General features: G+C 70.1%; 25 protein-coding genes. 14 read left to right on the top strand and 11 right to left on the bottom strand.

The features are described from left to right. Window positions 1–25 precede the first annotated feature (25 nt). Genes ACZ5J1_RS10485 through ACZ5J1_RS10470 form a run of 4 tightly spaced genes read left to right on the top strand, consistent with a single transcriptional unit; the run spans window position 26 to window position 3,039 of the window. Window positions 26–2,023, top strand: coding sequence for a protein meaA (locus tag ACZ5J1_RS10485; protein WP_464558478.1), 1,998 nt, complete (start codon window positions 26–28; stop codon window positions 2,021–2,023). Between the two features lie 49 nt (window positions 2,024–2,072). Beyond that, window positions 2,073–2,258, top strand: coding sequence for a hypothetical protein (locus ACZ5J1_RS10480; RefSeq protein ID WP_464558476.1), 186 nt, complete (start codon window positions 2,073–2,075; stop codon window positions 2,256–2,258). Between the two features lie 15 nt (window positions 2,259–2,273). Beyond that, a complete protein-coding gene (locus ACZ5J1_RS10475; RefSeq protein ID WP_464558474.1) occupies window positions 2,274–2,798 on the top strand; it encodes a ferritin in 525 nt (174 codons plus the stop codon). Next, window positions 2,791–3,039 (top strand): hypothetical protein, encoded by a 249-nt coding sequence (locus ACZ5J1_RS10470; RefSeq protein WP_464558472.1) that lies wholly within the window; start codon window positions 2,791–2,793, stop codon window positions 3,037–3,039. Before ACZ5J1_RS10475 ends, ACZ5J1_RS10470 begins: the two co-directional genes overlap by 8 nt. On the opposite strand, the gene ACZ5J1_RS10465 is transcribed toward ACZ5J1_RS10470, so the two are convergent. Together ACZ5J1_RS10465 and nucS are read right to left on the bottom strand one after the other, a co-directional pair. Then, window positions 3,005–3,532, bottom strand: a complete 528-nt coding sequence (locus tag ACZ5J1_RS10465) for a DUF1990 family protein (RefSeq protein WP_464558470.1) — start codon at window positions 3,530–3,532, stop codon at window positions 3,005–3,007. The two genes, ACZ5J1_RS10470 and ACZ5J1_RS10465, sit on opposite strands and share 35 nt — an antisense overlap. Before the next feature lie 25 nt (window positions 3,533–3,557). Beyond that, entirely contained in the window at window positions 3,558–4,241 is a 684-nt protein-coding gene (gene nucS / locus ACZ5J1_RS10460) for an endonuclease NucS (protein WP_464558468.1), read from the bottom strand. A gap of 186 nt (window positions 4,242–4,427) precedes the next feature. On the opposite strand from nucS, the gene ACZ5J1_RS10455 reads away from it, so the two are divergent. Together ACZ5J1_RS10455 and ACZ5J1_RS10450 are read left to right on the top strand one after the other, a co-directional pair. Further along, the gene (locus ACZ5J1_RS10455; RefSeq protein WP_464558466.1) at window positions 4,428–5,600 is read left to right on the top strand and encodes a 3-hydroxyacyl-CoA dehydrogenase family protein; all 1,173 of its coding nucleotides are present in this window, start codon (window positions 4,428–4,430) and stop codon (window positions 5,598–5,600) included. 9 nt (window positions 5,601–5,609) lie between these two features. Further along, complete coding sequence (locus ACZ5J1_RS10450; protein WP_464558464.1) at window positions 5,610–6,404, top strand: alpha/beta fold hydrolase; 795 nt, start codon at window positions 5,610–5,612, stop codon at window positions 6,402–6,404. Here ACZ5J1_RS10450 and ACZ5J1_RS10445 read toward each other — a convergent pair whose 3' ends face one another. Next, on the bottom strand, window positions 6,405–6,911 hold the full coding sequence (locus tag ACZ5J1_RS10445) for a CGNR zinc finger domain-containing protein (RefSeq protein WP_464558462.1): 507 nt from the start codon (window positions 6,909–6,911) through the stop codon (window positions 6,405–6,407). 63 nt (window positions 6,912–6,974) lie between these two features. Here ACZ5J1_RS10445 and ACZ5J1_RS10440 point away from each other — a divergent pair, with 63 nt between their 5' ends. Continuing rightward, entirely contained in the window at window positions 6,975–8,054 is a 1,080-nt protein-coding gene (locus ACZ5J1_RS10440; protein ID WP_464558460.1) for an EamA family transporter, read from the top strand. Here the strand turns inward: ACZ5J1_RS10440 and ACZ5J1_RS10435 are convergent. From ACZ5J1_RS10435 to mce, 4 genes are all read right to left on the bottom strand, one after another. Beyond that, the gene (locus tag ACZ5J1_RS10435) at window positions 7,953–9,080 is read right to left on the bottom strand and encodes an AI-2E family transporter (RefSeq protein WP_464558458.1); all 1,128 of its coding nucleotides are present in this window, start codon (window positions 9,078–9,080) and stop codon (window positions 7,953–7,955) included. The genes ACZ5J1_RS10440 and ACZ5J1_RS10435 overlap by 102 nt on opposite strands. Next, window positions 9,077–10,222, bottom strand: a complete 1,146-nt coding sequence (locus ACZ5J1_RS10430; RefSeq protein WP_464558456.1) for a hypothetical protein — start codon at window positions 10,220–10,222, stop codon at window positions 9,077–9,079. The genes ACZ5J1_RS10435 and ACZ5J1_RS10430 overlap by 4 nt, the downstream gene beginning before the upstream one ends. A gap of 91 nt (window positions 10,223–10,313) precedes the next feature. Then, entirely contained in the window at window positions 10,314–11,654 is a 1,341-nt protein-coding gene (gene ccrA / locus ACZ5J1_RS10425; RefSeq protein ID WP_464558454.1) for a crotonyl-CoA carboxylase/reductase, read from the bottom strand. Window positions 11,655–11,751: 97 nt separating this feature from the next. Next, the gene (gene mce / locus ACZ5J1_RS10420; protein WP_464558452.1) at window positions 11,752–12,204 is read right to left on the bottom strand and encodes a methylmalonyl-CoA epimerase; all 453 of its coding nucleotides are present in this window, start codon (window positions 12,202–12,204) and stop codon (window positions 11,752–11,754) included. 97 nt (window positions 12,205–12,301) lie between these two features. On the opposite strand from mce, the gene ACZ5J1_RS10415 reads away from it, so the two are divergent. From ACZ5J1_RS10415 to ACZ5J1_RS10400, 4 genes are read left to right on the top strand one after another with little or no spacing between them, the layout of a single operon-like run. Further along, window positions 12,302–13,492: an acetyl-CoA C-acetyltransferase gene (locus ACZ5J1_RS10415; RefSeq protein ID WP_464558450.1), complete on the top strand. Its 1,191-nt coding sequence runs from the start codon at window positions 12,302–12,304 to the stop codon at window positions 13,490–13,492. After that, the gene (meaB, locus tag ACZ5J1_RS10410; protein ID WP_464558448.1) at window positions 13,476–14,447 is read left to right on the top strand and encodes a methylmalonyl Co-A mutase-associated GTPase MeaB; all 972 of its coding nucleotides are present in this window, start codon (window positions 13,476–13,478) and stop codon (window positions 14,445–14,447) included. Before ACZ5J1_RS10415 ends, meaB begins: the two co-directional genes overlap by 17 nt. After that, on the top strand, window positions 14,444–15,382 hold the full coding sequence (locus tag ACZ5J1_RS10405) for a co-chaperone YbbN (protein WP_464558446.1): 939 nt from the start codon (window positions 14,444–14,446) through the stop codon (window positions 15,380–15,382). Before meaB ends, ACZ5J1_RS10405 begins: the two co-directional genes overlap by 4 nt. Before the next feature lie 7 nt (window positions 15,383–15,389). After that, window positions 15,390–16,289, top strand: coding sequence for an EamA family transporter (locus tag ACZ5J1_RS10400; RefSeq protein ID WP_464558444.1), 900 nt, complete (start codon window positions 15,390–15,392; stop codon window positions 16,287–16,289). On the opposite strand, the gene ACZ5J1_RS10395 is transcribed toward ACZ5J1_RS10400, so the two are convergent. The 4 genes from ACZ5J1_RS10395 to glgX are packed head-to-tail and all read right to left on the bottom strand — an operon-like array spanning window position 16,268 to window position 22,927. Further along, window positions 16,268–17,035 (bottom strand): NUDIX hydrolase, encoded by a 768-nt coding sequence (locus tag ACZ5J1_RS10395; RefSeq protein WP_464558442.1) that lies wholly within the window; start codon window positions 17,033–17,035, stop codon window positions 16,268–16,270. The genes ACZ5J1_RS10400 and ACZ5J1_RS10395 overlap by 22 nt on opposite strands. Further along, a complete protein-coding gene (gene glgB, locus ACZ5J1_RS10390) occupies window positions 17,032–18,831 on the bottom strand; it encodes a 1,4-alpha-glucan branching protein GlgB (RefSeq protein ID WP_464558440.1) in 1,800 nt (599 codons plus the stop codon). Before glgB ends, ACZ5J1_RS10395 begins: the two co-directional genes overlap by 4 nt. Next, window positions 18,828–20,750, bottom strand: coding sequence for a maltotransferase domain-containing protein (locus tag ACZ5J1_RS10385; RefSeq protein ID WP_464558438.1), 1,923 nt, complete (start codon window positions 20,748–20,750; stop codon window positions 18,828–18,830). Before ACZ5J1_RS10385 ends, glgB begins: the two co-directional genes overlap by 4 nt. A 14-nt stretch (window positions 20,751–20,764) precedes the next feature. After that, window positions 20,765–22,927, bottom strand: a complete 2,163-nt coding sequence (gene glgX, locus ACZ5J1_RS10380) for a glycogen debranching protein GlgX (protein ID WP_464558436.1) — start codon at window positions 22,925–22,927, stop codon at window positions 20,765–20,767. Between the two features lie 116 nt (window positions 22,928–23,043). Here glgX and ACZ5J1_RS10375 point away from each other — a divergent pair, with 116 nt between their 5' ends. From ACZ5J1_RS10375 to ACZ5J1_RS10365, 3 genes are all read left to right on the top strand, one after another. Next, entirely contained in the window at window positions 23,044–23,367 is a 324-nt protein-coding gene (locus ACZ5J1_RS10375; RefSeq protein ID WP_464558434.1) for a hypothetical protein, read from the top strand. Window positions 23,368–23,454: 87 nt separating this feature from the next. Beyond that, on the top strand, window positions 23,455–24,228 hold the full coding sequence (locus ACZ5J1_RS10370) for an electron transfer flavoprotein subunit beta/FixA family protein (protein WP_464558432.1): 774 nt from the start codon (window positions 23,455–23,457) through the stop codon (window positions 24,226–24,228). A gap of 12 nt (window positions 24,229–24,240) precedes the next feature. Next, window positions 24,241–25,194 carry an electron transfer flavoprotein subunit alpha/FixB family protein gene (locus ACZ5J1_RS10365; RefSeq protein WP_464558430.1) on the top strand — a complete coding sequence of 318 codons (954 nt, stop codon included), beginning with the start codon at window positions 24,241–24,243 and terminating at the stop codon, window positions 25,192–25,194. The last annotated feature ends 69 nt before the right edge of the window (window positions 25,195–25,263 follow it).

Raw genomic sequence — 25,263 nt, 5'->3', positions numbered from 1 at the left:
GTAACTAACGGCCTAGGCTGCGGATATGGCTGAGAAGGATCGTCCCTGGGTGATGCGCACGTACGCCGGTCACTCGACCGCCGAGGCGTCCAACGCGTTGTACCGGACCAACCTGGCGAAGGGGCAGACCGGACTCTCGGTCGCCTTCGACCTGCCCACCCAGACGGGCTACGACCCGGACAGCCCGCTGGCCAAGGGCGAGGTCGGCAAGGTCGGCGTCCCGGTCCAGCACCTCGGCGAGATGCGCAAGCTCTTCGCGGGGATCCCGCTGACCGAGATGAACACCTCGATGACGATCAACGCCACCGCGATGTGGCTGCTCGCGATGTACCAGGTCGCGGCCGAGGAGCAGAACCCCGACGCCGACCCGGCCGCCGTGGCGGCGCTGCTGCAGGGCACCACCCAGAACGACATCATCAAGGAGTACCTCTCCCGGGGCACCTACGTCTTCGGGCCCGAGCACTCCCTGCGCCTGATCAGCGACATGATCAGCTACACCGTCCACCAGATCCCCAAGTGGAACCCGATCAACATCTGCAGCTACCACCTGCAGGAGGCCGGCGCGACGCCGGTGCAGGAGATCGCCTACGCGATGTGCACCGCGATCGCGGTGCTCGACCAGGTCAAGGCCTCGGGCCAGGTGACCGAGGACGAGTTCGGCAAGGTGGTGGGGCGGATCTCGTTCTTCGTCAACGCCGGCGTGCGGTTCATCGAGGAGATGTGCAAGATGCGCGCCTTCGTCGAGCTGTGGGACGAGATCACCCGCGAGCGCTACGGCGTCACCGACGAGAAGATGCGTCGCTTCCGCTACGGCGTCCAGGTCAACAGCCTCGGCCTGACCGAGCCGCAGCCGGAGAACAACGTCCAGCGGATCGTGCTCGAGATGCTCGCGGTCACGCTCTCCAAGGACGCCCGCGCGCGTGCCGTGCAGCTGCCCGCGTGGAACGAGGCCCTCGGCCTGCCGCGCCCCTGGGACCAGCAGTGGTCGCTGCGCCTGCAGCAGGTGCTCGCCTTCGAGTCCGACCTGCTCGAGTACGACGACATCTTCACCGGTTCGGTCGTGGTCGAGGCCAAGGTGCGCGAGCTCATCGACGGCGCCAAGGCCGAGATCGACCGGGTCCAGGCGATGGGCGGCGCGATCGCCGCCGTCGACTCCGGCTACATGAAGTCCGAGCTGGTCTCCTCGCACGCGCTGCGTCGCGCGCGGATCGAGTCGGGCGACGAGATCGTGGTCGGGATCAACAAGTTCACCACCACCGAGCCCTCGCCGCTGACGGCCGACCTGGACGGCGCGATCATGGCCGCCGACCCGCACGCCGAGAAGGCCGCGATCGCCTCGCTCGAGGAGTGGAAGGCGGCGCGCGACCAGAGCGCGGTGGACAAGGCGCTCGCCGAGCTCGCCGCCGCGGCCAAGACCGACGAGAACCTGATGTCCTACACGCTGGCTGCCGTGCGCGCCGGAGCGACCACCGGCGAGTGGGCCGGCACGTTGCGCGGTGTCTTCGGCGAGTTCCGCGCCCCGACGGGTGTCGCCGGCGCCGTCGGCGTGGCCGAGGCGGGGGAGCAGCTGTCGGCCGTGCGCGAGCGGGTCAAGCAGACCGGCGACGACCTCGGCGGTCGGCTGCGTGTGCTCGTCGGCAAGCCGGGGCTGGACGGTCACTCGAACGGAGCGGAGCAGGTCGCCGTACGGGCGCGCGATGCGGGCTTCGAGGTGATCTACCAGGGGATCCGGCTGACCCCGGAGCAGATCGTCTCCGCGGCCGTGGCCGAGGACGTGCACCTGGTCGGCCTCTCGATCCTGTCCGGCTCGCACATGGAGTTGGTCCCCGACGTGCTCGACCAGATGAAGGCGGCCGGGATCGACGACGTCCCGGTGATCGTCGGCGGGATCATCCCGGAGTCCGACGCGGCCAAGCTGATCGACCTCGGGGTGGCCGCGGTCTACACGCCGAAGGACTTCGGCCTGACCGAGATCATGGACGGCTTCGTCGACGTGATCCGGGCGGCCAACGGTCTCACCTGACGGGCAGAGGATGCGCCCACTCAGGTAAGCCTGTGCTAACTTCCCGCGCGTGGGTAAGAAGGTGCGCAAGCTTCCGAAGACGGAGTGCTGTGTCTCGAAGAAGAAGTGCGACCGCTGCCCGCTGCGCATGCTGAAGGAGGGAACGCTCCCTCAGGGGTATACGGTCAAGAAGCGCAAGCTTGTTGCCCTCGACGGCAGCAAGGTCTCCAAGAAGCGGCTCAAGAAGGCCGCCTGACCCGTAAGGATCCCCGTGGCCGCCGAGCGATTCGCCCAGCAGTTGAACACCCAGATCGCCAACGAGCTGGCCTCGCACAACCAGTACCTCTCCTGCGCGGTGTACTACGACGCGCAGGTGATGCCCCAGATGGCGGCGTTCTTCTACCGGCAGGCCAGCGAGGAGCGCGAGCACGCGCTGATGATGGTCAAGTACCTCCTCGACACCGACCACCACGTCGAGATCGGCGCGATGCCCGCCACCGTGTCCCGGTTCGACGACGTGATTGCCCCCGTCGCGCTCGCGCTGGAGCAGGAGAAGCGGGTCACCGAGCAGATCAACGACCTGTACCGGATCGCCCGCGAGGAGATCGACTTCGCCTCCGAGCAGTTCATGAGCTGGTTCATCACCGAGCAGGTCGAGGAGGTCGCCTCGATGTCCGACCTGCTCGCCGTGGTCACGCGCAACCGCGACGACATCGAGCAGATCGAGGAGTACGTCGCCCGCAACGGTGGTGGCGGCGGCGCCGACCCGACGGCCCCCAAGATCGCTGGTGCCTGACCAGCAGGGCGACCCGGGGTCGTTCACCCGGGCCTTCCTCGGGGAGATCGCCTTCCGTGCGCTCGTCGTCGGGATCGCGATGGCGTGCTCGTTCCTCGGCTCCTGGCTGGTCGGCCTGATCTCGGCCGACGCCAGCTGGATCGGAGCCTTCGGCGGGCTCGCGATCGGCATCGTCCTCGCTGTCTGGCTCTCCCGGCGTCGTACGGCTAGGGAGCGATCGCGCGCAGATAGCGCCGAGTGATCGCAGCCTGAGCGCGCCGGTTGATCGGCCCACCGAGTCGGGCCAGCGGTGTGCCGGCCTTCGAGAAGGCGCGGATGGTGAAGTGGGCTCCGCCGGCGGCACGCTCGACGATGAACGACTCCTCGCCGATCTCGGCATGGCCGGGCAGGGTGCCGTAGGCGAACCCGACCCGGTCGGGTTCGTCGATCACGGAGACGACCCGGCACAGAGCTCGGATCCCGAGCCACCGGGGGCCGAGGTGCATCTCCACGACGTCGCCCTCGCGGATCCGCGTGCTGGAGGCGCTGACGGACAGTCCGGCCGCCTCGTGGACCTGCCAGGTCATCAACCGCTCGACCGCGCGGTCGAAGTCAGCGACGGGGAAGACGACCGAATCGTCGACGTGGTGGTAACCGCCGGGCAGGATCTCGGACGCGGTCTCGCCGACCTCGTCGTAGGTCAGGGATGCTGCGGCGAGCTCGGCAGCGATCGATGCACTCAGGAGGCTGGCCACGGAGGCATCGTGGCACAGGCGCGGGCTAGAAGAGTCGGTCCTCGGCGTTGTCGAGGCCGCGGAGCGCGTTGTAGTCGACCAGGGCGCAGGCGATACCGCGGTCCTCGGCCAGGACGCGGGCCTGCGGCTTGATCTCCTGGGCGGCGAAGACCCCGCGGACGCGACCCTTGGTGGTCAGCAGCGGGTCGCGGTTGAGCAGCTCGAGGTAGCGCGTCAGCTGCTCGACGCCGTCGATCTCGCCACGGCGCTTGATCTCGACGGCGACGGAGAGGCCGGTCGCGTCCTTGCACATCAGGTCGACCGGTCCGATGGCGGTCATGAACTCGCGTCGGACCAGGGTCAGGCCGTCCTCGATCGAACCGGGGTGCTCGGCGAGGAGCTCCTGGAGGTGCTTCTCGACGCCGTCCTTCTGCAGGCCGGGGTCGATGCCGAGGTCGTGCGAGGAGTCGCTCAGGATCTCGGTGAGCTTGATCCGCAGGGTGTCGTCGGTCTTCGAGGTGACCGTCCACTCGGCGACGCCGTCCTCGTCGACGCCCTCGCGCAGCGTGCACGGCGGCGACATCCAGTTCAACGGCTTGTAGGAGCCGCCGTCGGAGTGGATCAGCACCGAGCCGTCCGCCTTGAGCATCAGCACCCGCGTCGCCAGAGGGAGGTGAGCGGTCAGTCGTCCGGCGTAATCCACCTGGCATTTCGCCACCACGAGTCGCACGGCCGGGAATCTACCGGGACACCGTCGAACTCCGACACTCGACCGTGTTCGAGGGCCGATCGTGACACTCGGATTCAGGGCTTTGAAACCCGGTTTCGCGCCGTGTGTCGCACGCCACACCAGTCGAACGATCCAATGTTACTGGCGGGTAGTAATTGGTCGGTGAGACAGGCAAGATGACGAGCCATGAGCGCCCAGAGCCCCGAAAAGACCTTCGAGACGCTGATCTATCCCTACCTCAACCACGCCGTACGCATGCTCGAGGCGGGATACGCCACGGCGACCGACATCGACAACGGCATGCGGTTCGGCTGCGGGTACCCGCAGGGCCCGCTGACCGTCCTGGACGAGCTCGGTGCGCCTGCTGTTCGCGACGCTCTCGCAGCGCGGTACGCCGAGTCCGGCGACGCCCTGCACGAGCCGGCCGCCCTCCTGGTCAGCGTCGCCGACGCCGGCGGGTCCTTCGCCGACGCCGCTGACGCGGGGGCGTCGGCCCCGGAGTTCAAGCGCCCGATCGCGAGCGTCGGTGTCGTCGGCACCGGCACGATGGCCTCGGGCATGGTCCAGGTCTTCGCGGCTGCCGGCTACGACGTCACGTACATCGGTCGCAGCCAGGAGAAGCTCGACGGGGTCGTGACCTACATCAGCAAGAACCTCGACCGGGCCATCGAGAAGGGCAAGTCGACCGAGGACGACAAGGCCGCGCTGCTGGGGCGCCTGGTCGCCTCGACCGAGCGGGAGGCCCTCGCCAGCGTCGACATCGTCGTGGAGGCGATCGCGGAGGACCTCGACCTCAAGCTCGAGCTCTTCGCCGACCTGGACCGGATCTGCAAGCCCGGTGCCATCCTCGCCACCACCACCTCCAGCCTCCCGATCAGCCAGCTCGGTGCCGTCACCGGCCGCCCGGGCGACGTGATCGGCATGCACTTCTTCAACCCGGCGCCGGTGATGAAGCTGGTCGAGATCGTGACCACCCAGGCCACCTCGCCCGACGTCGACGAGACGGTGAAGGCGCTGACCGCGAACATCGGCAAGATCGGCGTCTCGTGCTCCGATCGGGCCGGGTTCATCGTCAACTGCCTGCTCTTCCCGTACCTCAACGACGCGATCAAGCTCTCCGAGTCCGGCGTGCCGCTCGAGGAGATCGACCTGGCGATCAAGGAGCAGGCCAGCCTGCCGCTCGGTCCGTTCGAGCTGCTCGACGTGGTCGGCAACGACGTCTCGCTGGCGATCCAGAACGAGCTCCTCGCCGAGTTCAAGGAGCCGGGGCTGACCCCGGCGGCCACCCTCGTCGCCAAGGTCGAGGCCGGCGAGCTCGGCCGCAAGACCAAGAAGGGCTTCCACGACTACGCCCGATAGGCTTCGCGGGTGCAACTCCACACCACGGCTCTCGGATCCACCGGGAGCCGTGTGGTGTTCCTGCACGGGCTCTTCGGGCAGGGCCGCAACTGGCACACGCTGGGCAAGCACCTGGCGTCCCGGCATCGGGTGCTGCTGGTCGACCTGCCCAACCACGGCCGGTCCCCGTGGACCGATCGGGTCGACTACGGCGAGATGGCCGAGGCGGTCGCCGCACTCCTCGATCCCGCCGACCCTGTGACGCTCGTCGGGCACTCGATGGGCGGCAAGGTGGCGATGCTGCTCACGCTGCTCCACCCGGACCTGGTCGCCCGGCTGCTGGTCGCCGACATGTCACCGGTGCGCTACTCCGCGGCCGATGACGCCACCACCGGCGGGGTGCTCAGCTACGCCCGGATCCTGCACGACCTCGACCTGACCGGTGCCGAGCGCCGCGAGGACGTCGACCGACTGCTCGAGCCGCAGGTGCCCAACGTGACGGTGCGGCACTTCCTGATGCAGAACCTCCGCCGCGGGGAGCACGGCTGGGCCTGGGCCGCCAACATCGACCTGCTGGCCACGGACGGCGCCGCGCTCACGGAGTGGCCGGCCGAGCGGGTCGCTGCCCTACCGCCGTACGACGGCCCGGTGCTGTGGGTGGCGGGGGAGCGCTCCACGTACGTCCAGCAGGAGTTCGAGCCCGCGATGCACGCGCTCTTCCCGCGGGCCCGCAAGGTGACGATGAAGGGCGTCGGGCACTGGGTGCACTCGGAGAACCCCGAGCTGTTCCGTCAGATCCTCGAACGCTTCATCGGCGACGCCTGATCAGGCCTGGCGCGCGCGGTAGGCCTGGACCGCGGCACGGTTGCCGCAGGTGACCGAGCAGAACCGCTTGGAGCGGTTGCGGGAGAGGTCGAGCGCGATCGACGTGCAGTCCTCGGCGGCGCAGACCGCGATCCGGGAGCCCTCGTTGTCGCGGATGACGTCGATCATCGCCATCGCGGCCTCGACCTGCATCTGGGTGGCCAGGGGAGCGTCGACGGGCTCGGCGTGGATGTGCCAGTCGAGCCGGTCGTGCCGGGCCAGGCGGGGGACCGCGCCGGCCTCGGCGAGGATCGCGTTCACCATCGCCGCGGCCTGGTCGCGCTCGGCCAGCAGCAGGGCGCGCAGCGGGATCCGGGCGGCGCGGACGTCCTCCAGCTCGGCCCGGGTGCGCTCGTGCCGGCCGGAGTACTCCCAGCGCGCGTAGTAGTCGTCGAGCTCGCTCACCGAGGTCAGCAGGTCGGGCTCACCGGCGGTGTTGATCAGCTCGACGACCGCCTGCAGCGTCATCTCCGTGTCATGGGCAAAAACCACTTTGACAGATTACAGGATGCGGACGTAGCGTCATGTGTCATGAGCACGTTGACCCATGACACCCAGCGCGGCTCGCGGCTGAGCACGGGCATCGTGCTCGCTACCGTCTCGGCGCTCACCTTCGGCCTGTCCGGCTCGTTCGCCTCGAGCCTGTTCGCCACCGGGTGGAGCCCGGGCACCACCGCGCTGGTCCGCTCGGCGATCGGCGCCCTGGTCGCGCTGCCCTTCGGGATCAAGGCCCTGCAGGGTCGCTGGCACCTCGTGCGACAGAACTTCATGCTGATCTTCACCTACGGCCTGCTCGCCGTGACCGGAGCCCAGTTCTGCTACTTCATGGCCGTCGAGCGGATGGAGGTCGGTCCGGCGCTGCTGATCGAGTACACCGCTCCGGCGGCCGTCGTGGTCTGGATGTGGCTGCGCCACGGCCAGCGCCCCGGTCCGATCACCGTGGTCGGCGCCGTGCTGGCCGCGATCGGCCTGGTCCTGGTGCTGAACCTCACCGGCGGCGGCAACACGCTCAACCCCGCCGGCATCGCCTGGGCGCTGCTCGCCATGGTCGGCGCGGCGACGTACTTCATCGTCAACGCCGACGAGACCAGCGGCCTCCCGCCGGTGACGCTGGCCGCCGGGGGACTGCTCACCGGCACCCTCACCATGGGCGTGCTCGCCCTGATCGGCGTGCTCCCGATGGCCGCGAGCACCGACGACGTCGTGCTGCGCGGCACCGCGTTGCCGTGGTGGGTGCCCGTGCTCCTCCTGGGCGTGGTGACCTCCGGGTTCGCCTACCTCACCGGCGTGGCCGCCGGACGGCTGCTCGGCGCCCGCCTGGGTGCCTTCATCGCCCTCTTCGAGGTCGTGGCCGGCGTCTTCTTCGCCTGGTTCTTCGTCGCCCAGGTGCCCGCACCGATCCAGCTGCTCGGCGGCGTCCTGATCCTGGCCGGTGTGATCGCGGTCAAGGCGGGGGACACCTCCGTCGACCGTGGTGACGGCGTCGGAGCCGGGATCGGTGCCGGCGAGCTAGGCGAGGTCCTGCTGGCGGACGAAGATCTCCCGCGTCAGCAGCAGCACGGCAGCGGCGGTCGGGATCGCGAGCAGCGCGCCGACCACGCCCAGCAGTGAGGCGCCGATCAGCGCGGCGATGACCGTCACCGATCCGGGGATGTCCACCGAGCGTGACATCACCCGGGGGTAGAGGACGTAGTTCTCGAGCTGCTGGTAGGCGACGTAGAAGATCAGGCAGATGATGCCGATCTGCGGGTCCGTGGCGAAGCCGATCGCACACACGATCACGGCGCCGATGGTGGCACCGATCATCGGGATCACGTCGAGCAGGAAGACCACGAACGCGAGCGCCACGGCGTACTGGCTCATCCCGACGATGCACAGGAAGATCGCCGTCGAGACGCCGGCGCACAGGGCCACCACGAAGGCGCCCGAGACGTAGCCGCCGATCCCGCGGATCACCCGGTCGCCGAGCTTGGAGACCCGGTCCCGGCGCGAGGCGGGAGCCAGGCTGTAGAGCGCGCCCGTCAACGTGGTGAGGCCGCTGAGGAAGTAGAGCGTCAGGACGAAGATGACCAGGACGTTGAAGAGCGCCCCGAGCACGGCCAGCCCGACGCCGAGCGCGCCACCGAAGATGCTCGACAGGAAGTCGCCGCCGGTGACGTAGGCCTCGACCTTGTCGATGATGTGGTACTCGTTGTCGAAGTCCTGGATCCGACGGTTCTGCTGCAGCGACTCGAACCAGGTCGGAGCGTTGCTCGTGATCCGGGCGACCTGCTCGGTGATCACCGGCACGATCGCGACGAAGAAGAGCACCAGCGCGATCAGCAGCAGGGTCAGCACGACCGTGACCGCCCAGTGCCGCTTGAGCCCGCGCCGCTCGAAGAAGCTGACCGAGGGGTTGAGGCCGGCGGCGATGAAGAACGCCACGATGATCTGGATCAGCACGCCGGAGACGGCCGAGAGCACCCAGCCGACGGCCAGCGCGCTGAGCAGGCCGAGTCCGAGCAGGAAGCCGTAGAGGTACGGCGCCTTGCGGTCGAAACGCGGTCCCGGGATGCCCAGGTCGGGCCCCTGGTCCGGTTCCTTCTCAACGACCTCGTCGACGACGACGGAGTTGTCGGGCTCGGCCGGGGTGGTCACTCGGCGTCGGCCTCGGCGAACGTGGTGGCCTCGAAGGACTCGTCGTCCTCAGCCTTCGCGGCGGCCGGAGCGTCCTCGGGGTCGCGGCTGAACCCGGCGACGATGTCGCCGAGGGAGGCGAGCTGGGCCGAGATCGCGTCGCGACGCTTGGTCATCCGCTCCACCTCGGACTTGACCACGGCCAGGGCGCGCTCGGCCTCGGCGGTGCCGGCCAGGGAGATCGACTCGGCCTGGGTGCGCGCGGCGGCGACGATCTGCTCGGCCTCGCGCTTGGCGCGGGCGAGCAGGTTCTCGGAGTCGGTCTGGGCCTGGGCGCGCGCCTCGGCGGCCTGGTTGTTGGCCAGTCGGGCACGGTCCTCGGCCGCGGCAGCGCGACCCTCGGCGTCCTCGACCAGGGTGCGGGTCTCGGCCAGCTTGGAGGCGTGGAAGTCGGTGGCCTCGCGGGCGAGACGCTCCTTCTCCACGGCCAGCATGCGACGGGCCTCCTGGACCTCGCGGTCGGCGCCGGCGCGAGCCTGCTCGACCTCGCGCTGGACCGAGGAGCGCGCCTCGGTGCTCTCCTGCTCGGCGGCCAGCCGGAGCTGCTCGGCGTCGCGCTTGGCGGCGGCGAGGGTGTCGTCGGCGTGGGCGCGGGCCATCGTCCGCTCCTGCTCGGCGTCGGTCAGCAGGCGGGCGCGCTGGTCGTCGACCTCGCGCAGCTGCTCGGCGCGCTGGAGGTCCATCTCCTGGGTGACGTCGAGTCGCAGGGCGGCGGCGTCCTTGGTCGCCTGGGCACGGAGTTCGGCAGCGTCACGCTCGGCGATCGCGCGGATCTCGGAGGCCTCCTCCTCGGCGAGGCGGAGCATCGCGCTGGCGCGGCCTCCGAGGCCGGCGTACGACGGCGACTGAGCCTCGGCGACCTGCTCCTCGGCGGCGCTGAGGCGCCCCTCGAGCTCGGCGACGTGCTTCTTGGCGGTGGCGAGGTCGGCGTTGAGGCTGGCCACCTGGCGGGCGTGCTCACCGAGACGCGCGTCGACGGCGTCCTTCTCGTAGCCACCGCGGCGTGACAGCGGGAGCCCGGCGCCGCCGGAGGTCGTCCCGGCGCTCGGCGGCGGGGTGGTCGGCTGTCCCTGATCGAAGATCGACAGTCCTTGGTCGCTCATGGAATTCCCTCAAACTCGGCTGATTGATCCAAGGCGCGACCCTACCTCGGATAGGGGAGGGGGCACGCACTCGGTGCGTGCCCCCATCCTCTCAGATCCCGCGGAAGCGGTTGATCGCTTCGAGGTGCGTCGCGCGGAACTCCTCGTCCCGGATGCCGAGACCCTCCTCGGGGGCCAGGCACAGCACGCCGACCTTGCCCTGGTGGAGGTTCTTGTGGACGTCGAGCGCCGCCTGGCCGACGTCGGCCAGCGCGTAGGAACGCGACAGCGTCGGGTGGATCGCGCCCTTCGCGATCAGCCGGTTCGCCTCGTAGGCCTCGCGGTAGTTCGCGAAGTGCGAGGAGACGATCCGCTTGAGGTTCATCCACAGGTAGCGGTTGTCGTACTCGTGCATGAAGCCCGTCGTGGAGGCACAGGTGGTGATGGTGCCGCCCTTGCGGGTGACGTAGACGGAGGCGCCGAACGTCTCACGGCCCGGGTGCTCGAAGACGATGTCCACGTCCTCACCGCCGGTGAGCTCACGGATCTTCTTGCCCAGGCGCTGCCACTCACGCGGATTCTGCTCGGTGTTCTCCTCGTTCCAGAACTTCCAGTCCTCCTCGGACCGGTTGATCACGAGCTCGGCACCCATGGAGCGGACGATCTTGGCCTTCTCCTCGTTGGAGACCACGCAGATCGGGGTGGCACCACCGTTGAGGGCGTACTGCGTCGCGAAACCGCCCAGGCCGCCGGAGGCGCCCCAGATCAGGACGTTGTCGCCCTGCTTCATCTGGCCGCCGTTCTTGGAGACCAGCTGGCGGTACGCCGTCGCGTTCACCAGGCCGGGGGAGGCGGCTTCCTCCCAGGTCAGGTGGGCGGGCTTGGGGAGGAGCTGGTTCGCCTTGACCAGGGCGACCTGGGCGAGGCCGCCGAAGTTGGTCTCGAAGCCCCAGATCCGCTGCTGCGGGTCCATCATCGTGTCGTTGTGGCCGTCGGGGCTCTCCAGCTCGACCGACAGGCAGTGCGCGACGACCTCCTGGCCGGGCTGCCAGGCGGTGACGCCGGGTCCGGTGCGCAGCACGACGCCGGCGAGGTCGGAGCCGACCACGTGGTAGGGCAGGTCGTGACGCTTGGTGAGGTCGGAGAGCTTGCCGTAGCGCTCCAGGAAGCCGAACGTGGAGACCGGCTCGAAGATCGAGGTCCAGACGGTGTTGTAGTTGATCGCCGAGGCCATCACGGCGACCAGGGCCTCGCCGGGGCCGAGCTCGGGCAGGGCTACGTCTTCGACGTGGAGCGACTGGCGCGGGTCCTTGTCCCGGCTGGCCTGGCCCTCGAACATGTCCACCTCGTCCTTGTGGACGGTGGCGGCCGTGTAGTGGTCCGGCAGGGCGAGGTTGGCGTAGTCCTGGCTGGTCGCTTCACCCGAGAGGATCGCGTCAAGGATGGTCTGCATGCCGCCAGACGTTACTGGCCAGTAACAATCCTGGCTACCCCTGTGTGACGCGGCGCACAATCGATCGATCTAAGCCGCGTCACCCAGGGATGACCGGTCAGTGCGTGGCGTCCGCGGCGGGCTCGACGAGCTCGACCAGGATGCCGCCGGCGTCCTTGGGGTGGACGAAGTTGATCCGCGAGTTCGAGGTGCCGCGACGGGGCGCGTCGTACAGCAGGCGGACGCCGCGCTCGCGCAGGATCGCGCTGACCTGCTCGACGTCGACGACGCGGTAGGCGAGCTGCTGGATGCCCTGGCCGTTCTTGTCGATGAACTTCGCGATCGTCGACTCCGGGGTCAGCGGGGCGAGCAGCTGGATCTTGGAGTCGGTCTCGCCGACGGCCAGCATCGCCTCGGCGACGCCCTGCTCCTCGTTGACCTCGCGGTGGATCTCCTTGAGTCCGAAGGTGGTCTCGTAGAACGCGATCGCCTCCTCCAGGTCCGGCACGGCCACGCCGACGTGGTCGATGGCGGTGAAGAGGTGGGCGGGGATCTCGAGGGAGCTCGTCATGGCCGTATCGTGGCACGGCCGCCGGGTGGTCGATGCCACGCCCACATTGTGTCGATCCAGTAGCCACCCGTGGTTACTCGCCGGTACGTTCGGGCCCATGACCAACGTGATCGTCGCTGGGGCCCGGACCCCGATCGGACGCCTCCTCGGAAGCCTCAAGAGCCTCTCCGCCGCCGACCTCGGCGCCGTCGCCATCGCTGGCGCGCTGGACAAGGCGGGCGTATCCCCGGACCAGGTCGACTACCTCATCGCCGGTCAGGTCCTGCAGGCCGGCGCGGGCCAGAACCCGGCGCGGGCCGCGGGTCTCAAGGCCGGGCTGCCGGCCTCGGTCCCCTCGATCACGATCAACAAGGTCTGCCTCTCCGGGATCAACGCGATCGCCCAGGCCGACCAGCTGATCAAGGCCGGCGACGCCGAGATCGTCGTCGCCGGTGGCATGGAGTCGATGACCAACGCGCCGCACTTCCTGCCCAAGACCCGCGAGGGCTTCAAGTACGGCGACACCACGCTGGTCGACCACATGGCCTACGACGCGCTCTACGACCAGGCCACCGCGCAGGCGATGGGCAACCTGACCGAGGCCGTCAACGCCGACCGCGACATCCCGCTGTCCCGCGAGGCCCAGGACGAGTTCTCGGCCCGCTCGCACCAGCTGGCCGCCGCCGGTCAGAAGAACGGCGTCTTCGACTCCGAGATCGTCCCGGTCACCATCCCGCAGCGTCGCGGTGACGACGTCGTGGTCACCTCCGACGAGGGTGTGCGTGCCGACACCTCGGCCGAGTCCCTGGCCAAGCTGCCCCCGGCGTTCTCCAAGACCGGCACCATCACCGCCGGTTCGGCCTCGCAGATCTCCGACGGCGCCGCGTTCGTCGTGGTGATGAGCAAGGAGAAGGCCGAGTCCCTCGGTCTGCCCTGGCTGGCCGAGATCGTGTCCCACGGCCAGGTCGCCGGCCCGGACTCCTCGCTCCAGCTCCAGCCCGCCAACGCCACCCAGAAGGCCCTCGACAAGGCCGGCCTCACCGTGGCCGACCTCGACCTGGTCGAGTTCAACGAGGCGTTCGCCGCCGTCGGTCTCGAGTCCGCGGCCGCCCTCGGCCTGGACGCTGAGAAGGTCAACGTCAACGGTGGCGCCATCGCGATCGGTCACCCGCTGGGCGCCTCCGGTGCCCGGATCACGCTCCACCTCGCGCTGGAGCTGCAGCGCCGCGGTGGCGGCGTCGGCGCCGCCGCCCTGTGCGGCGGCGGTGGCCAGGGTGACGCGCTGATCCTTCGTGTCCCGCAGTCCTGACCCGACAGCCAACCGGGTCACTGACCTGGTGACGGCCGCCCGTGGGGGTTCCCCACGGGCGGTCGCCCGTCTCATCTCCTGGGTCGAGGACGACTCCCCGTACCTGCGTGAGGTGATGACGGCGCTGGCGCCGCACACCGGACGTGCCCGGGTGGTCGGCATCACCGGAGCGCCCGGAGTCGGCAAGTCGACCAGCACCAGTGCGCTGGTCACGGCGCTGCGTGCGCGCGGCGAACGGGTCGGCGTGCTCGCGGTCGACCCGTCCTCACCGTTCAGCGGGGGAGCCCTGCTCGGCGACCGGATCCGGATGGGCGACCACGCCACCGACGCCGGAGTCTTCATCCGCTCGATGGCCTCGCGCGGCCACCTCGGCGGGTTGTCCTGGTCGACCCCGCAGGCGATCCGGGTGCTCGACGCCGCCGGGTTCGACACCATCCTGGTCGAGACCGTCGGGGTGGGGCAGTCGGAGGTCGAGATCGCCGCCGCGGCCGACACGACCCTGGTCCTGCTCGCTCCCGGGATGGGCGACGGCATCCAGGCCGCGAAGGCCGGGATCGTCGAGATCGGGGACGTCTTCGTGGTCAACAAGGCCGACCGGGACGGCGCGGCCAACGTCAGCCGCGACCTGCGCGGGATGCTCTCCCTGGCCGAGCGTCCGGCCGGCGCCTGGCACCCCGAGATCGTCAAGACCGTCGCCCAGACCGGCGTCGGGGTGGACGAGGTCGTCGAGGCGATCGACCGGCACCAGGCCTGGCTCGCCGAGTCGGGACAGCTCGCCGTGCGTCGGGTCCGTCGGGCCCGGGAGGAGATCCAGGCGATCGCGCTGCAGATGTTGCGGCAGCGCTGGGGTTCGGTCGATGCCTCGGGTCGGCTCGCCGGCCTGGCCGAGGAGGTCGCCGTCGGGGGGTCCGACCCCTACGCCGCCGCCGACCGCCTCCTAGAATCGCCGGTATGACGCAGCAGCCCTTCACCCGTTCCGGCGTGGTCGACCTGTCCGGCCTGCAGCGGCCGCCGGCCGCGCCCACGCCTCCTCCCGCCGCCCCGGCCGGAGCGAGCGGGGAGGCAGGCTCCGGCGCCTACTCCGTCGAGGTGACCGAGGAGAACTTCCAGGGTGTCATCGAGTCCTCGATGACCGCTCCGGTCGTGCTGGTCTTCGTCTCCGGCTCCCGGATGCCCGCCAGCCTCGACTTCGGCCGCGGGGTCGCCGCCACGGTCGAGGCCTACGACGGCCGCTTCCTGGCCGGGATCGTCGACGTCGACGCGGCGCCGACCATCGCGCAGGCCCTCCAGGTGCAGCAGATCCCGACGACGTACGTGATCCTGGACGGGCGCCCGGCGATGCAGCCGATCCCCGGCGTGATCACGCCCGAGGAGTTCTCCGGACTGCTCCAGCAGCTCGGGCAGCAGCTGACGATGCAGGGCATCACCGCCCGGCACCAGCCGCGCGCCGCCGCGGACGCCGACGGCGAGCCCGCCGAGGACCCGCGCTACGCCCCGGCCGAGGACGCCCTGGTCGCCGGCGACGTCGCCACCGCGGTCGCGGAGTACCAGAAGCTGGTCGACGCCAACCCCGCCGACGTCGAGGCGGTCCGTGGCCTCGCGATGGCGCAGATCCTGCTGCGCGCCCAGGGTGTCGACCCGGCCGCGGTCCGCGCCGCCGCCGACGCGGCCCCCGACGACGTCGCCGCTCAGCTCCTGGCCGCCGACGTCGACCTGGTCGACGGCGCGGTCGAGGCGTCGTTCCAGCGCCTGGTCGCGCTGGTGGCCCGCACCGCCGGCGACGAGCGCAACACCGCCCGCGAGCACCTGATCAGCCTCTTCGCGGCCGTGGGCAACGAGGACCCGCGGGTCCTCGACGGTCGGCGCGCGCTGGCCTCGGCGCTGTTCTGACCACGCGGTGACTCGACGCGACTCCCTCCTGGCCGCTCTGGTGGCCACGATCTGGGGGATCAACTTCCTCGCGATCGACTTCGGTCTGCGTGACGTCCCGGCGCTGCTCTTCCTGGCGATCCGGTTCGTCGCCGTCGTGGCGATCGGGATCTGGTTCGTGCCCCGCCCCGACGTCTCCTGGAAGATCCTGGCCGGCATCGGCCTGACCATGTCCCTGGGGCAGTTCGGCCTGCTCTACCTCGCCATGGAAGCGGGATTCCCCGCGGGGCTGGCCTCCCTGGTGCTGCAGGCGCAGGTGGTCTTCACGATCATCATCGCGACGCTCGTGCTGCGGGAGCCGCCCACCCGCGGGCAGGTGATCGGCGTCGGTCTCGGCATGGCGGGACTGGTGGTCGTCGGGATGGGTCGCGACGGCGACATCAAGCTCGGCGTGCTGACGCTGGTGCTGCTCGCGGCGCTGTCGTGGGCCACCGGCAACGTGATCACCCGAGCCGCACGCGTCCGCGGCGGCCTCGGCGTCACCGTCTGGTCGGCGATGGCAGTCCCGATCCCGGCGCTCGCGCTCTCCTTCGCCGTCGACGGACCCGAGGCGATCCGGGCCGGCCTCGAGGCGTTCGGCTGGCAGGCGACGCTCTCCACCGCCTACACCGTGATCTTCTCCTCGCTCGTGGGTTACGGCATCTACAACAGCCTGCTGGCCCGCAACCCCGCGTCGGCGGTGGTGCCGTGGATCCTGCTGGTCCCCGTGGTCGGGATCGGATCGGCCTGGCTGGTGCTGGGGGAGACCCCCTCACCGGCCGAGCTCTGCGGCGGCGTCGTCCTGGTGTGCGGCGCGTTGGTGGCCAACGGGGTCCGCCCCGGGATGCGGCCACGGACGCCGGTGGTTCAGCGACCGGACTCGGTGTAGGCCGGGCCTTCCCCACGGGTGCGCTTCAACGCGGCCCGGATCCGTCGAGCGGTGTAGTCGGCGCAGACGTCATCGAGGTCGGCCGGGTCGACGAAGGCGACCGAGGCGATCTCGCGGGCCTGCGGCACCACGGCGTCGAGCAGCTCGGCGGCATGGCTGCCGCCGTCGAAGACCAGGCAGATCGCGTCGTCCCAGCCGCTCCACGGCGGCATCCAGTCGGTGAGCAGCAGCTCGCCGGCCAGCACGTGCAGGGCGAGCTCCTCCTCGACCTCGCGGGTGACCGCGTCGGCCGGGGACTCGTTGACCTCGATCACGCCGCCGGGCAGGTCCCAGTCGGGCTTGTAGGTGAGGTGGCACAGCAGCACCCGGCCGGCCTGGTCGCGGATCAGCATCTGGCCGATGCCGCGCTTGCGGGGCAGCACGGAGTTGAGTAGTGCCCGGAACCCGCGCGGGTCCCCGGCGGGCGCATCGGTGCCGACCCGGGCGTAGACGATCCGGTCCACCGGAGCGCCGTCGATCGTGATGCCGCGCATCACGCCCTCGCGCAGCAGCCCCGAGTGGGCGGCGATCCGTTGGCTGCGCTGGTCCTCCGGTGCGATCAACGCCTCGACCCGGTGGTGGGTGGTCAGCGCGGCGGCCACCGTGCGCCGCACGACGTCGACGTTCTCGTCGGGGAGCCAGCTCAATCGAGCGATCCCGTCCGCCACGGTGCTCACGACCGGTGCGGCGGAGGGGAGTTCGGTCACGCCTCCACCCTACGCAGCCACAGGGCGGTCAGTGGGGGCAGGTCGAAGACGTCGGCGGCATCCAGGGTGCCCTCGGGGCCGCGGCCCCCGCCGCCGTACGCCGTCGCGTCGGTGTTGAGCACGACCTCCCACGTCCCGCCGGGGAGCCAGAAGGTGCGGGAGACCCACTCGCCGGAGAAGTTCAGGATGACCAGCAGGTCGGTGCCACCGGTCTCCGGGTCGGCGTGCCGCAGGAACGCGAGCAGGTTGTGGTCGGCGTCGTCGGCCACCACCCAGGCGAACCCGGCCGGCTCGTGGTCGGCCGACCACAGCGCCGGTTCGGCGGTGTAGCGCCGGTTGAGCTCGCCGACGAAGCGCTGCACGCCGGCGTGCCCGGAGCCCTGGTCGTCCAGCAGCCACCACTCGAGCTCACCGGACTCGGCCCACTCGGCGACCTGGGCGAACTCGCCGCCCATGAAGAGCAGCTTCTTGCCCGGATGGGCCCACTGGAAGGCGAGGTAGGCCCGCAGGGTGGAGAACTGGTCGCCCCGCCAGCCGGGCATCTTGCCCAGCAGCGAGCCCTTGCCGTGCACGACCTCGTCGTGCGAGAGCGGCAGCACGTAGTTCTCCGACCACGCGTAGGCCAGGGAGAACGTCGCCTGGTGGTGGTGCCAGCGGCGGTGCGCCGGGTCGCGCTGCATGTAGGAGAGCGAGTCGTGCATCCACCCCATGTTCCACTTGAACCCGAAGCCGAGACCGTCCTGATCGGTCGGCCGGGTGACGCCGGGCCAGGCGGTCGACTCCTCGGCGATCATCAGCACACCGGGCACCCGGGCGTAGATGGTCGCGTTCAGCTCCTGCAGGAAGCCGACGGCCTCGAGATTCTCGTGGCCGCCGTGGATGTTCGGCTCCCAGGCCCCGGGCCCGCGGGCGTAGTCGAGGTAGAGCATCGAGGCGACGCCGTCGACGCGCAGGCCGTCGGCGTGGAACTCCTCGGCCCAGTAGAGCGCGTTGGAGATCAGGAAGTCGCGCACGTCCCAGCTGCCGAAGTCGAAGATGTGCGAGCCCCACTCGGGGTGGAAGCCGCGCCGCGGATCGGGGTGCTCGTAGAGCGCCTGCCCGTCGAACCGGCCGAGTGCCCACTCGTCGGTCGCGAAGTGCCCGGGCACCCAGTCGAGGATCACCCCGACGCCGGCCCGGTGCAGCCGGTCGATCAGGTAGCGCAGGTCGTCGGGGGTGCCCAGCCGTGAGTCGGCGGCGTAGTACCCGGTGACGTGGTAGCCCCAGGACCCGCCGAAGGGGTGCTGCATCACCGGCATCAGCTCGACGTGGGTGAAGCCGAGCTCGGTCACGTAGGCGGTCAGCTCGTCGGCCAGCTCGCGGTAGCTGCGACCGCGCCGCCACGAGGCCAGGTGCACCTCGTAGGTCGCCATCGGCCGCCGCACGGCGAGCTCGTCGGCTCGGGCCGCCATCCAGTCCCCGTCGCTCCAGGAGTACGTCGACTCCTCGATGATCGAGGCGGTCGCCGGCGGGACCTCGGCCCAGCGAGCCATCGGGTCGGCACGGTCGGTCCAGACGCCGTCGGAGCCCCGCACGGCGAACTTGTACCGGACACCGGGACCGACCTCGGGCACCGTCGTGCGCCAGGTGCCGGACCCGTCGCGCTGCAGCGGGTGCCGACCGCCGTCCCAGCCGTTGAAGTCGCCCTTCACCTGCACCTCGAGCGCGTGCGGCGCCCAGACGGTGAACGACGTGCCGACCAGGTCCTCGCCGTCGCGGATCACGTGCGCGCCGTGGTGGCGCCAGCGCTCGCTCATCGGGTCGCCTCGGTGGCCCGGGCGCTGAGGATGTGAGCGACCGGGCCGGTGCGCGGGTCGAGCCGGACGTAGTTGTGCGAGCCCCAGGTCCAGCTCTCGCCGGTGACCTCGTCGGTCACCTCGATGGTGCTGCCGGTGACGCCGAGGTCGGCCAGGTCCAGGTGCACCAGCGTCTCGACCGGGGCATCGGGGACCAAGGCGACCACGACGATGACCAGGTCCAGCCGCCCGCGGGTGTCCCGTGCGGTCTTGGTGAACGCGATCACGCCGTCGTCGTCGGTCCGAGCGATCCGGAGGTTGCGCAGCTGGGCGAGCGCCGGGTGCGCCCGGCGGATCTCGTTCAGCCTGGTCAGGTACGGCGCCAGGGTGGCTCCGGCCGCCTCGGCCGCCGCCCAGTCGCGGGGGCGGAGCTGGTACTTCTCCGAGTCGAGGTACTCCTCGCTGCCGGGACGCACCGGCACGTTCTCGAAGAGCTCGTAGCCGGAGTACACGCCCCAGGTCGGGGACGCGGTCGCCGCCAGCGTGGCCCGGATCGAGAACATCGCCGGCCCGCCCTCGACCAGCGAGGCGTGCAGGATGTCGGGGGTCACCGGGAAGAAGTTGGGTCGCATCACGTCGTCGCTCTCGCTGGCGAGCTCGACCAGGTACTCCTCGAGCTCGACCTTGCCGGTGCGCCAGGTGAAGTACGTGTAGGACTGGTGGAACCCGACCGCGCCCAGGGTGTGCATCATCGCCGGGCGGGTGAACGCCTCGGCCAGGAAGAGCACGTCCGGGTCTGTGGCGCGGACCTCGGCCAGCAGCCACTGCCAGAACTCGACCGGCTTGGTGTGCGGGTTGTCGACCCGGAAGATCCGCACCCCGCGGTCCATCCAGTACCGGACCACGCGCAGCACCTCGGCGTAGATCCCTGCCGGGTCGTTGTCGAAGTTGATCGGGTAGATGTCCTGGTACTTCTTCGGCGGGTTCTCGGCGTAGGCGATGGTGCCGTCGGCGCGGGTGGTGAACCACTCCGGGTGCTCGGCCACCCAGGGGTGGTCGGGCGCCGCCTGCAGGGCCAGGTCGAGCGCGACCTCCATCCCCAGCGTCGCCGCCCGGGCGACAAAGGCGTCGAAGTCGGCCACGGTGCCCAGCGCGGGTTCGATCGCGTCGTGGCCGCCGTGCCGGGAGCCGATCGCCCAGGGGCTGCCGACCCAGTCGGCCGGGACCGGCTCACCGGCCGGGATGACGGTGTTGTTCGGGCCCTTGCGGTTGACCTCGCCGATGGGGTGGATCGGCGGCAGGTAGACCACGTCGAAGCCCATCGCCGCGATCGCGTCGAGCCGGGCCGTCGCGCCCGCGAATCCGCCCTCGGAGCGGGGGAAGAACTCGTACCAGCTCCCGGTCAGGGCGCGGGGCCGGTCGGCGAAGAGCGGGTAGGGGCCGTCGATGGTGACCAGCTCGCGGACCGGGTGCGTGACCGCGGCGCGGGTGAGCGCCTCGTGCAGCGACTCGCCCCGGGCCTTGCGGAACCCGAGCGCGCGGACCTGGGCGAGCAGCAGCTTGCCCTCGGTCTCCATCAGCTCGACGTCGACCCCGGCGGTGATCTTGATCGGTGCGTCGTGCAGCCAGGTCGCCAGCGGGTCCGACCAGGCCTGCACCTCGAAGCTCCAGGCGCCCTCGGCGTCCGGGGTCACCCAGGCCTCGTGCCGATCGGTGCCGGGCGCGATCTCCCTCATCCGCACCGGCGGTCGACGGACACCGTCGGGGGCGATCAGGACCGCCTCGGCCCCGAACCGGTCGTGGCCCTCGCGGAAGATCGTCGCTCGGATCGGCAGCGGTTCACCGAGGGTGGCCTTGGCCGGCGCGAACTCCGGGCCGGGCACCGGGTGCACGTCGATGATGGGAATGCGGCCCAGCTTCGAACGTGGCTCCCCGGTCATAGCGCCCAACCTACTCAGGAGGCACGGAGCAGCACGAGGGTTCGAGCCCCCAGGGTGAACGTGTCCCCGGCGACGAGGGGAGTCCCGCCGGCCAGGGCCGGGTCGGTGCTCAGCGCGACCTCCCCGGAGGCGACCCAGCGCTGGTGCGGCAGCGTCACCTCGCAGGGCACGCCGCCCCCGTTGAACCAGAGCAGGAACGAGTCGTCGAGGATCTGGTGGCCGTGCCGGTCCGAGGAGCGCAACGGTCCGCCGGAGACGAAGAGCCCGAGTGTCTGCAGCGCGACGTCGTCCCAGTCCCTGGCGGTCATCTCCCGACCCTCCGGGTGCAGCCAGGCGACGTCCTTCGGGCCACCGACGATGGTCGGCTCGCCCTCGAACCAGTGCCGCTGCCGCAGCGCCGGGTGCCGGCGGCGCAGCCCGATCGCCGCCCGGGTGACGGCGTGCACGTCGAGCCAGGCGTTCTCCTCGCTCCAGTCCACCCAGGAGATCGCGTTGTCCTGGCAGTAGGCGTTGTTGTTGCCGCCCTGGGTGCGGCCACGTTCGTCGCCCGCGGTGATCATCGGGACGCCGTTGGACAGCAGCAGCATCGCCATCATCGAGGCGGCGTCCTTGCGTCGCAGCGCGGCGATGGCCGGGTCGTCGGTCTCGCCCTCGACCCCGTGGTTCCAGGACCGGTTGTTGTCCGACCCGTCCCGGTTGCCCTCGCCGTTGGCCTCGTTGTGCTTGTCGTTGTAGGAGACCAGGTCGCGCAGCGTGAAGCCGTCGTGGGCGGTGATGAAGTTGACCGAGTTGTACGCCGACCTGCCGTCGTCGGCGTACAGGTCGCTCGAGCCCGCCAGCCGGGTGGCGACGTCCCGCACGCCGTGGGCCTGGCCGCGCCAGAAGTCGCGCATGGTGTCGCGGTACTGGTCGTTCCACTCCACCCAGGGCGGGGGCATCCGACCGACCAGGTAACCGTCCTGGGAGGTGTCCCACGGCTCGGCGATCAGCTTCACGTGGCGCAGCACCGGGTCCTGGTTGATCGCGATCAGCAGGGCGCAGTGGAAGTCGACCTCGGTGCCGGTCCGGGTCAGCGCGCTCATCAGGTCGAAGCGGAAGCCGTCGACGTGCATCTCGGAGACCCAGTAGCGCAGCGAGTCCAGGATCAGTCGCAGTGCGAGGTCGTCCCAGGTGTTGACCGTGTTGCCGCAGCCGGTGACGTCCCAGTAGGTGTCGTCGTACCCGTCGGGGTCGCCCGGGGCGGCGGGCACCCGCTTGTAGAAGCCGCGGTCGTCGAGGCCGCGGAAGGAGATCGTCGGTCCGAGCGGACCCGCCTCGGCGGTGTGGTTGTAGACCACGTCGAGGATGACCTCGATCCCGGCGCGGTGCAGGTCGCGCACCATCGTCTTGAACTCGGTGACCTGCTGGCCGCGGTCACCGCCGGCGGCGTACCCGGCGTCGGGGGCGAAGTAGGAGACGGTGTTGTAGCCCCAGTAGTTCTTCATCCCGCGCTCGAGCAGCGCGGGCTCGGAGAAGAACTGGTGGATCGGCAGCAGCTCGACGGCGGTGACGCCGAGGTCGGTCAGGTAGTCGATCACGGCGGGGGAGGCCAGCCCGGCGTAGGTTCCCCGCAGCTCCTCGGGCACGTCGGGGTGGAGCTGGGTGAATCCCTTGACGTGCAGCTCGTAGAGCACCGTGTCGCGCCAGCGGCGGTGGATCGGGGCGTCGCCCTGCCAGTCGAAGCTCGGATCGACCACGACCGAGCGGGCGGTCACCGGCGCGGAGTCGGTGAGGTCGGGGGCGGTCGGGTCGGCCCAGTCGTAGCCGTAGAGCTCCTGCTCGTTGCGGATCGTGCCGCTGGTCGCCAGACCGTAGGGGTCGAGCAGCAGCTTGTGTCCGTTGAACCGCAGTCCGGAGGCAGGGTCCCACTCACCGTCGGCGCGGAAGCCGTAGCGGGTGCCGGGGTCGATCTGGGGGAGGGCGCCGTGCCAGATCCCGAGGGACTGCTCGCTCAACCGGTAGCGGGTCTCGACCTCGGTGCCGTCGGGGGCGTCCTCGAAGAGGCACAGCCACAGGGCGCTGGCTCGCGGGGCGTAGACCGCGAAGTTGGTCGACTCCGGCGTCCAGCTCGCACCCAAGGGCCAGTTCCGCCCCCGCCAGACCGGGCGGGTCTCGCCGAGTCGTGTCCACAGTTCCACGGGGGCCATTGTGCCGGTGGGAGGTTTCACGCGGGGCGTGTGGGATGTTTCACACCCGCGCCGGATGTGAGCGATCAAGAACAGGTTCTGGGTTTGTGCCGCTAGTGTCGCCCGCTGTGGATACGTTGACGCGGGTTCGCCTCGTCGCCTCCCAGGTGATCTGGGTGTTCAGCTCCATCGCAGCACTGTTCCTGGCTCTGGGCGCGCTCTTGGTGGCGTTCCAGGCGGACGAGCAGAACGCTCTGGTGAAGTTCGTGCTCAACGTGGCCGATGTACTTGATCTTGGGATTTTCGACCCTGACCACGGCATCAAGACGTGGACCTCGGAGAACGCGCACACGAAGAACGCGCTGTTCAACTGGGGCCTCGGCGCGCTGGCGTGGCTCGGGGTCGGCCGTCTGGCGGTGCGCTACCTGAGGCCCGCCGTGACACGTAAGTGACTCGCGAGTAACATCGCGATTCAATATCGCTCATCGCACAGGAGGGGCCCTCGCGGGCCGCACCAGACCATGAACATTGTTGTCCTCGTGAAGTACGTCCCCGACGCGACCGCGGATCGCCGGTTCGAGTCGGACAACACCGTTGACCGTGTCGGCGTCGACGGCCTGCTCTCTGAGCTCGACGAGTACGCCGTCGAGCAGGCCCTCCAGATCAAGGAGAAGCGCGAAGGCGAGGAGGTCGAGGTCACTGCGCTGACCGTCGGCCCCGCCGAGGCGGAGGCTGCCGTCCGCAAGGCTCTCCAGATGGGTGCCGACAAGGCCGTGCACGTCGTCGACGACGCCATCGCCGGCTCCGACGCCCTCGCGACCTCGCTGGTCCTGGCCAAGGCGATCGAGAAGATCGGTCCGGTCGACCTGGTCGTCACCGGTCTCGGCTCGACCGACGCCGGTCTCTCCATCATCCCGGCCATGCTCGCCGAGCGCCTCAACCTGCCGCAGGTCACCCTCGCGGCGGTCGTGGAGTCGCAGGGCAACCAGGTCCGGATCAAGCGCGACACCGACGCCGCGACCGAGGTCATCGGTGGCGTGATGCCGCTGGTGCTGTCGGTCACCGACCAGTCCGGTGAGGCTCGCTACCCGTCCTTCAAGGGCATCATGGCGGCGAAGAAGAAGCCGCTCGAGGCCTGGGGTCTGGGTGACCTCGGCATCGACGCCGGCACGGTCGGTCTTGCTGCCGCCTACACCGCCGTCGAGACCGTGACGGCCCGCCCGCCGCGGACCGCCGGCGAGATCGTCAAGGACGAGGACGGCTCGGGCGCTTCGGCGCTGGCCGGGTTCCTCGCGTCGAAGAAGTTCATCTGAGGAGCCTGAGTCATGTCTGAAGTTCTCGTTCTCGTCGACTACCAGGGCGGAGCGGTCAAGAAGCCGACGCTCGAGCTCCTGACCATCGCCAAGCGCCTCGGTGAGCCGTCGGCCGTCTTCATCGGTGCCCCGGCCGAGGCCGCGGCCGTGGCCGAGGTCGTCAAGGGCTACGGCGCCGAGAAGGTGTACGTCGTCGACGACGCCCAGATCAAGGGTTACCTGGTCGCCCCGAAGGCGGAGGCGCTCGCTCAGCTGGCCGCGTCCGCCTCGCCGGCCGCGATCCTGCTGCCCTCGAACGCCGAGACCAAGGAGATCGCCGCGCGCCTGGCGATCAAGATCGACTCCGGGCTGATCGTCGACGCGATCGACGTCCAGGCCGGTCCGGTCGCCACCCAGTCCGCCTTCGCCGGCAACTTCACCGTCGAGGGCAAGGTCACCAAGGGCACGCCGATCATCACGGTCAAGCCGAACGCCGCTGCCCCCGAGGCCGCTGCCGGCGCCGGTGCGGTCACCGAGTTCCCGGTGACCATCTCCGACGCCGCGAAGACCGCCCAGATCGTGGCCACCCAGCCGCGTGCCGCGACCGGTCGTCCCGAGCTCACCGAGGCGGCCATCATCGTCTCCGGTGGTCGCGGTACCGGTGGCGACTTCACCCCCGTCGAGGACCTGGCCGACCAGCTCGGTGCCGCCGTGGGTGCCTCGCGTGCCGCGGTCGACTCCGGCTGGAAGCCGCACACCTTCCAGGTCGGCCAGACCGGCAAGACGGTCTCGCCGCAGCTCTACATCGCCAGCGGTATCTCCGGTGCCATCCAGCACCGGGCCGGCATGCAGACCTCCAAGACCATCGTTGCTGTCAACAAGGACGAGGAGGCGCCGATCTTCGAGCTCGTCGACTTCGGTGTCGTCGGAGACCTCCACACGGTGCTGCCCGCGCTCACCGCGGAGATCAAGACCCGCAAGGGCTGATCAATTATTTCGGGAAGGTGTCCCCTGCCGGTTTCGGCAGGGGACACTTTTCGTCTTTACTTAGTGTCC

The sequence above is a fragment of the Nocardioides sp. JCM 18999 genome (assembly GCF_055391175.1).
The sequence above is the reverse complement of the archived record's forward strand: the minus strand, read 5'-3'. Positions and strand labels throughout refer to the sequence as shown.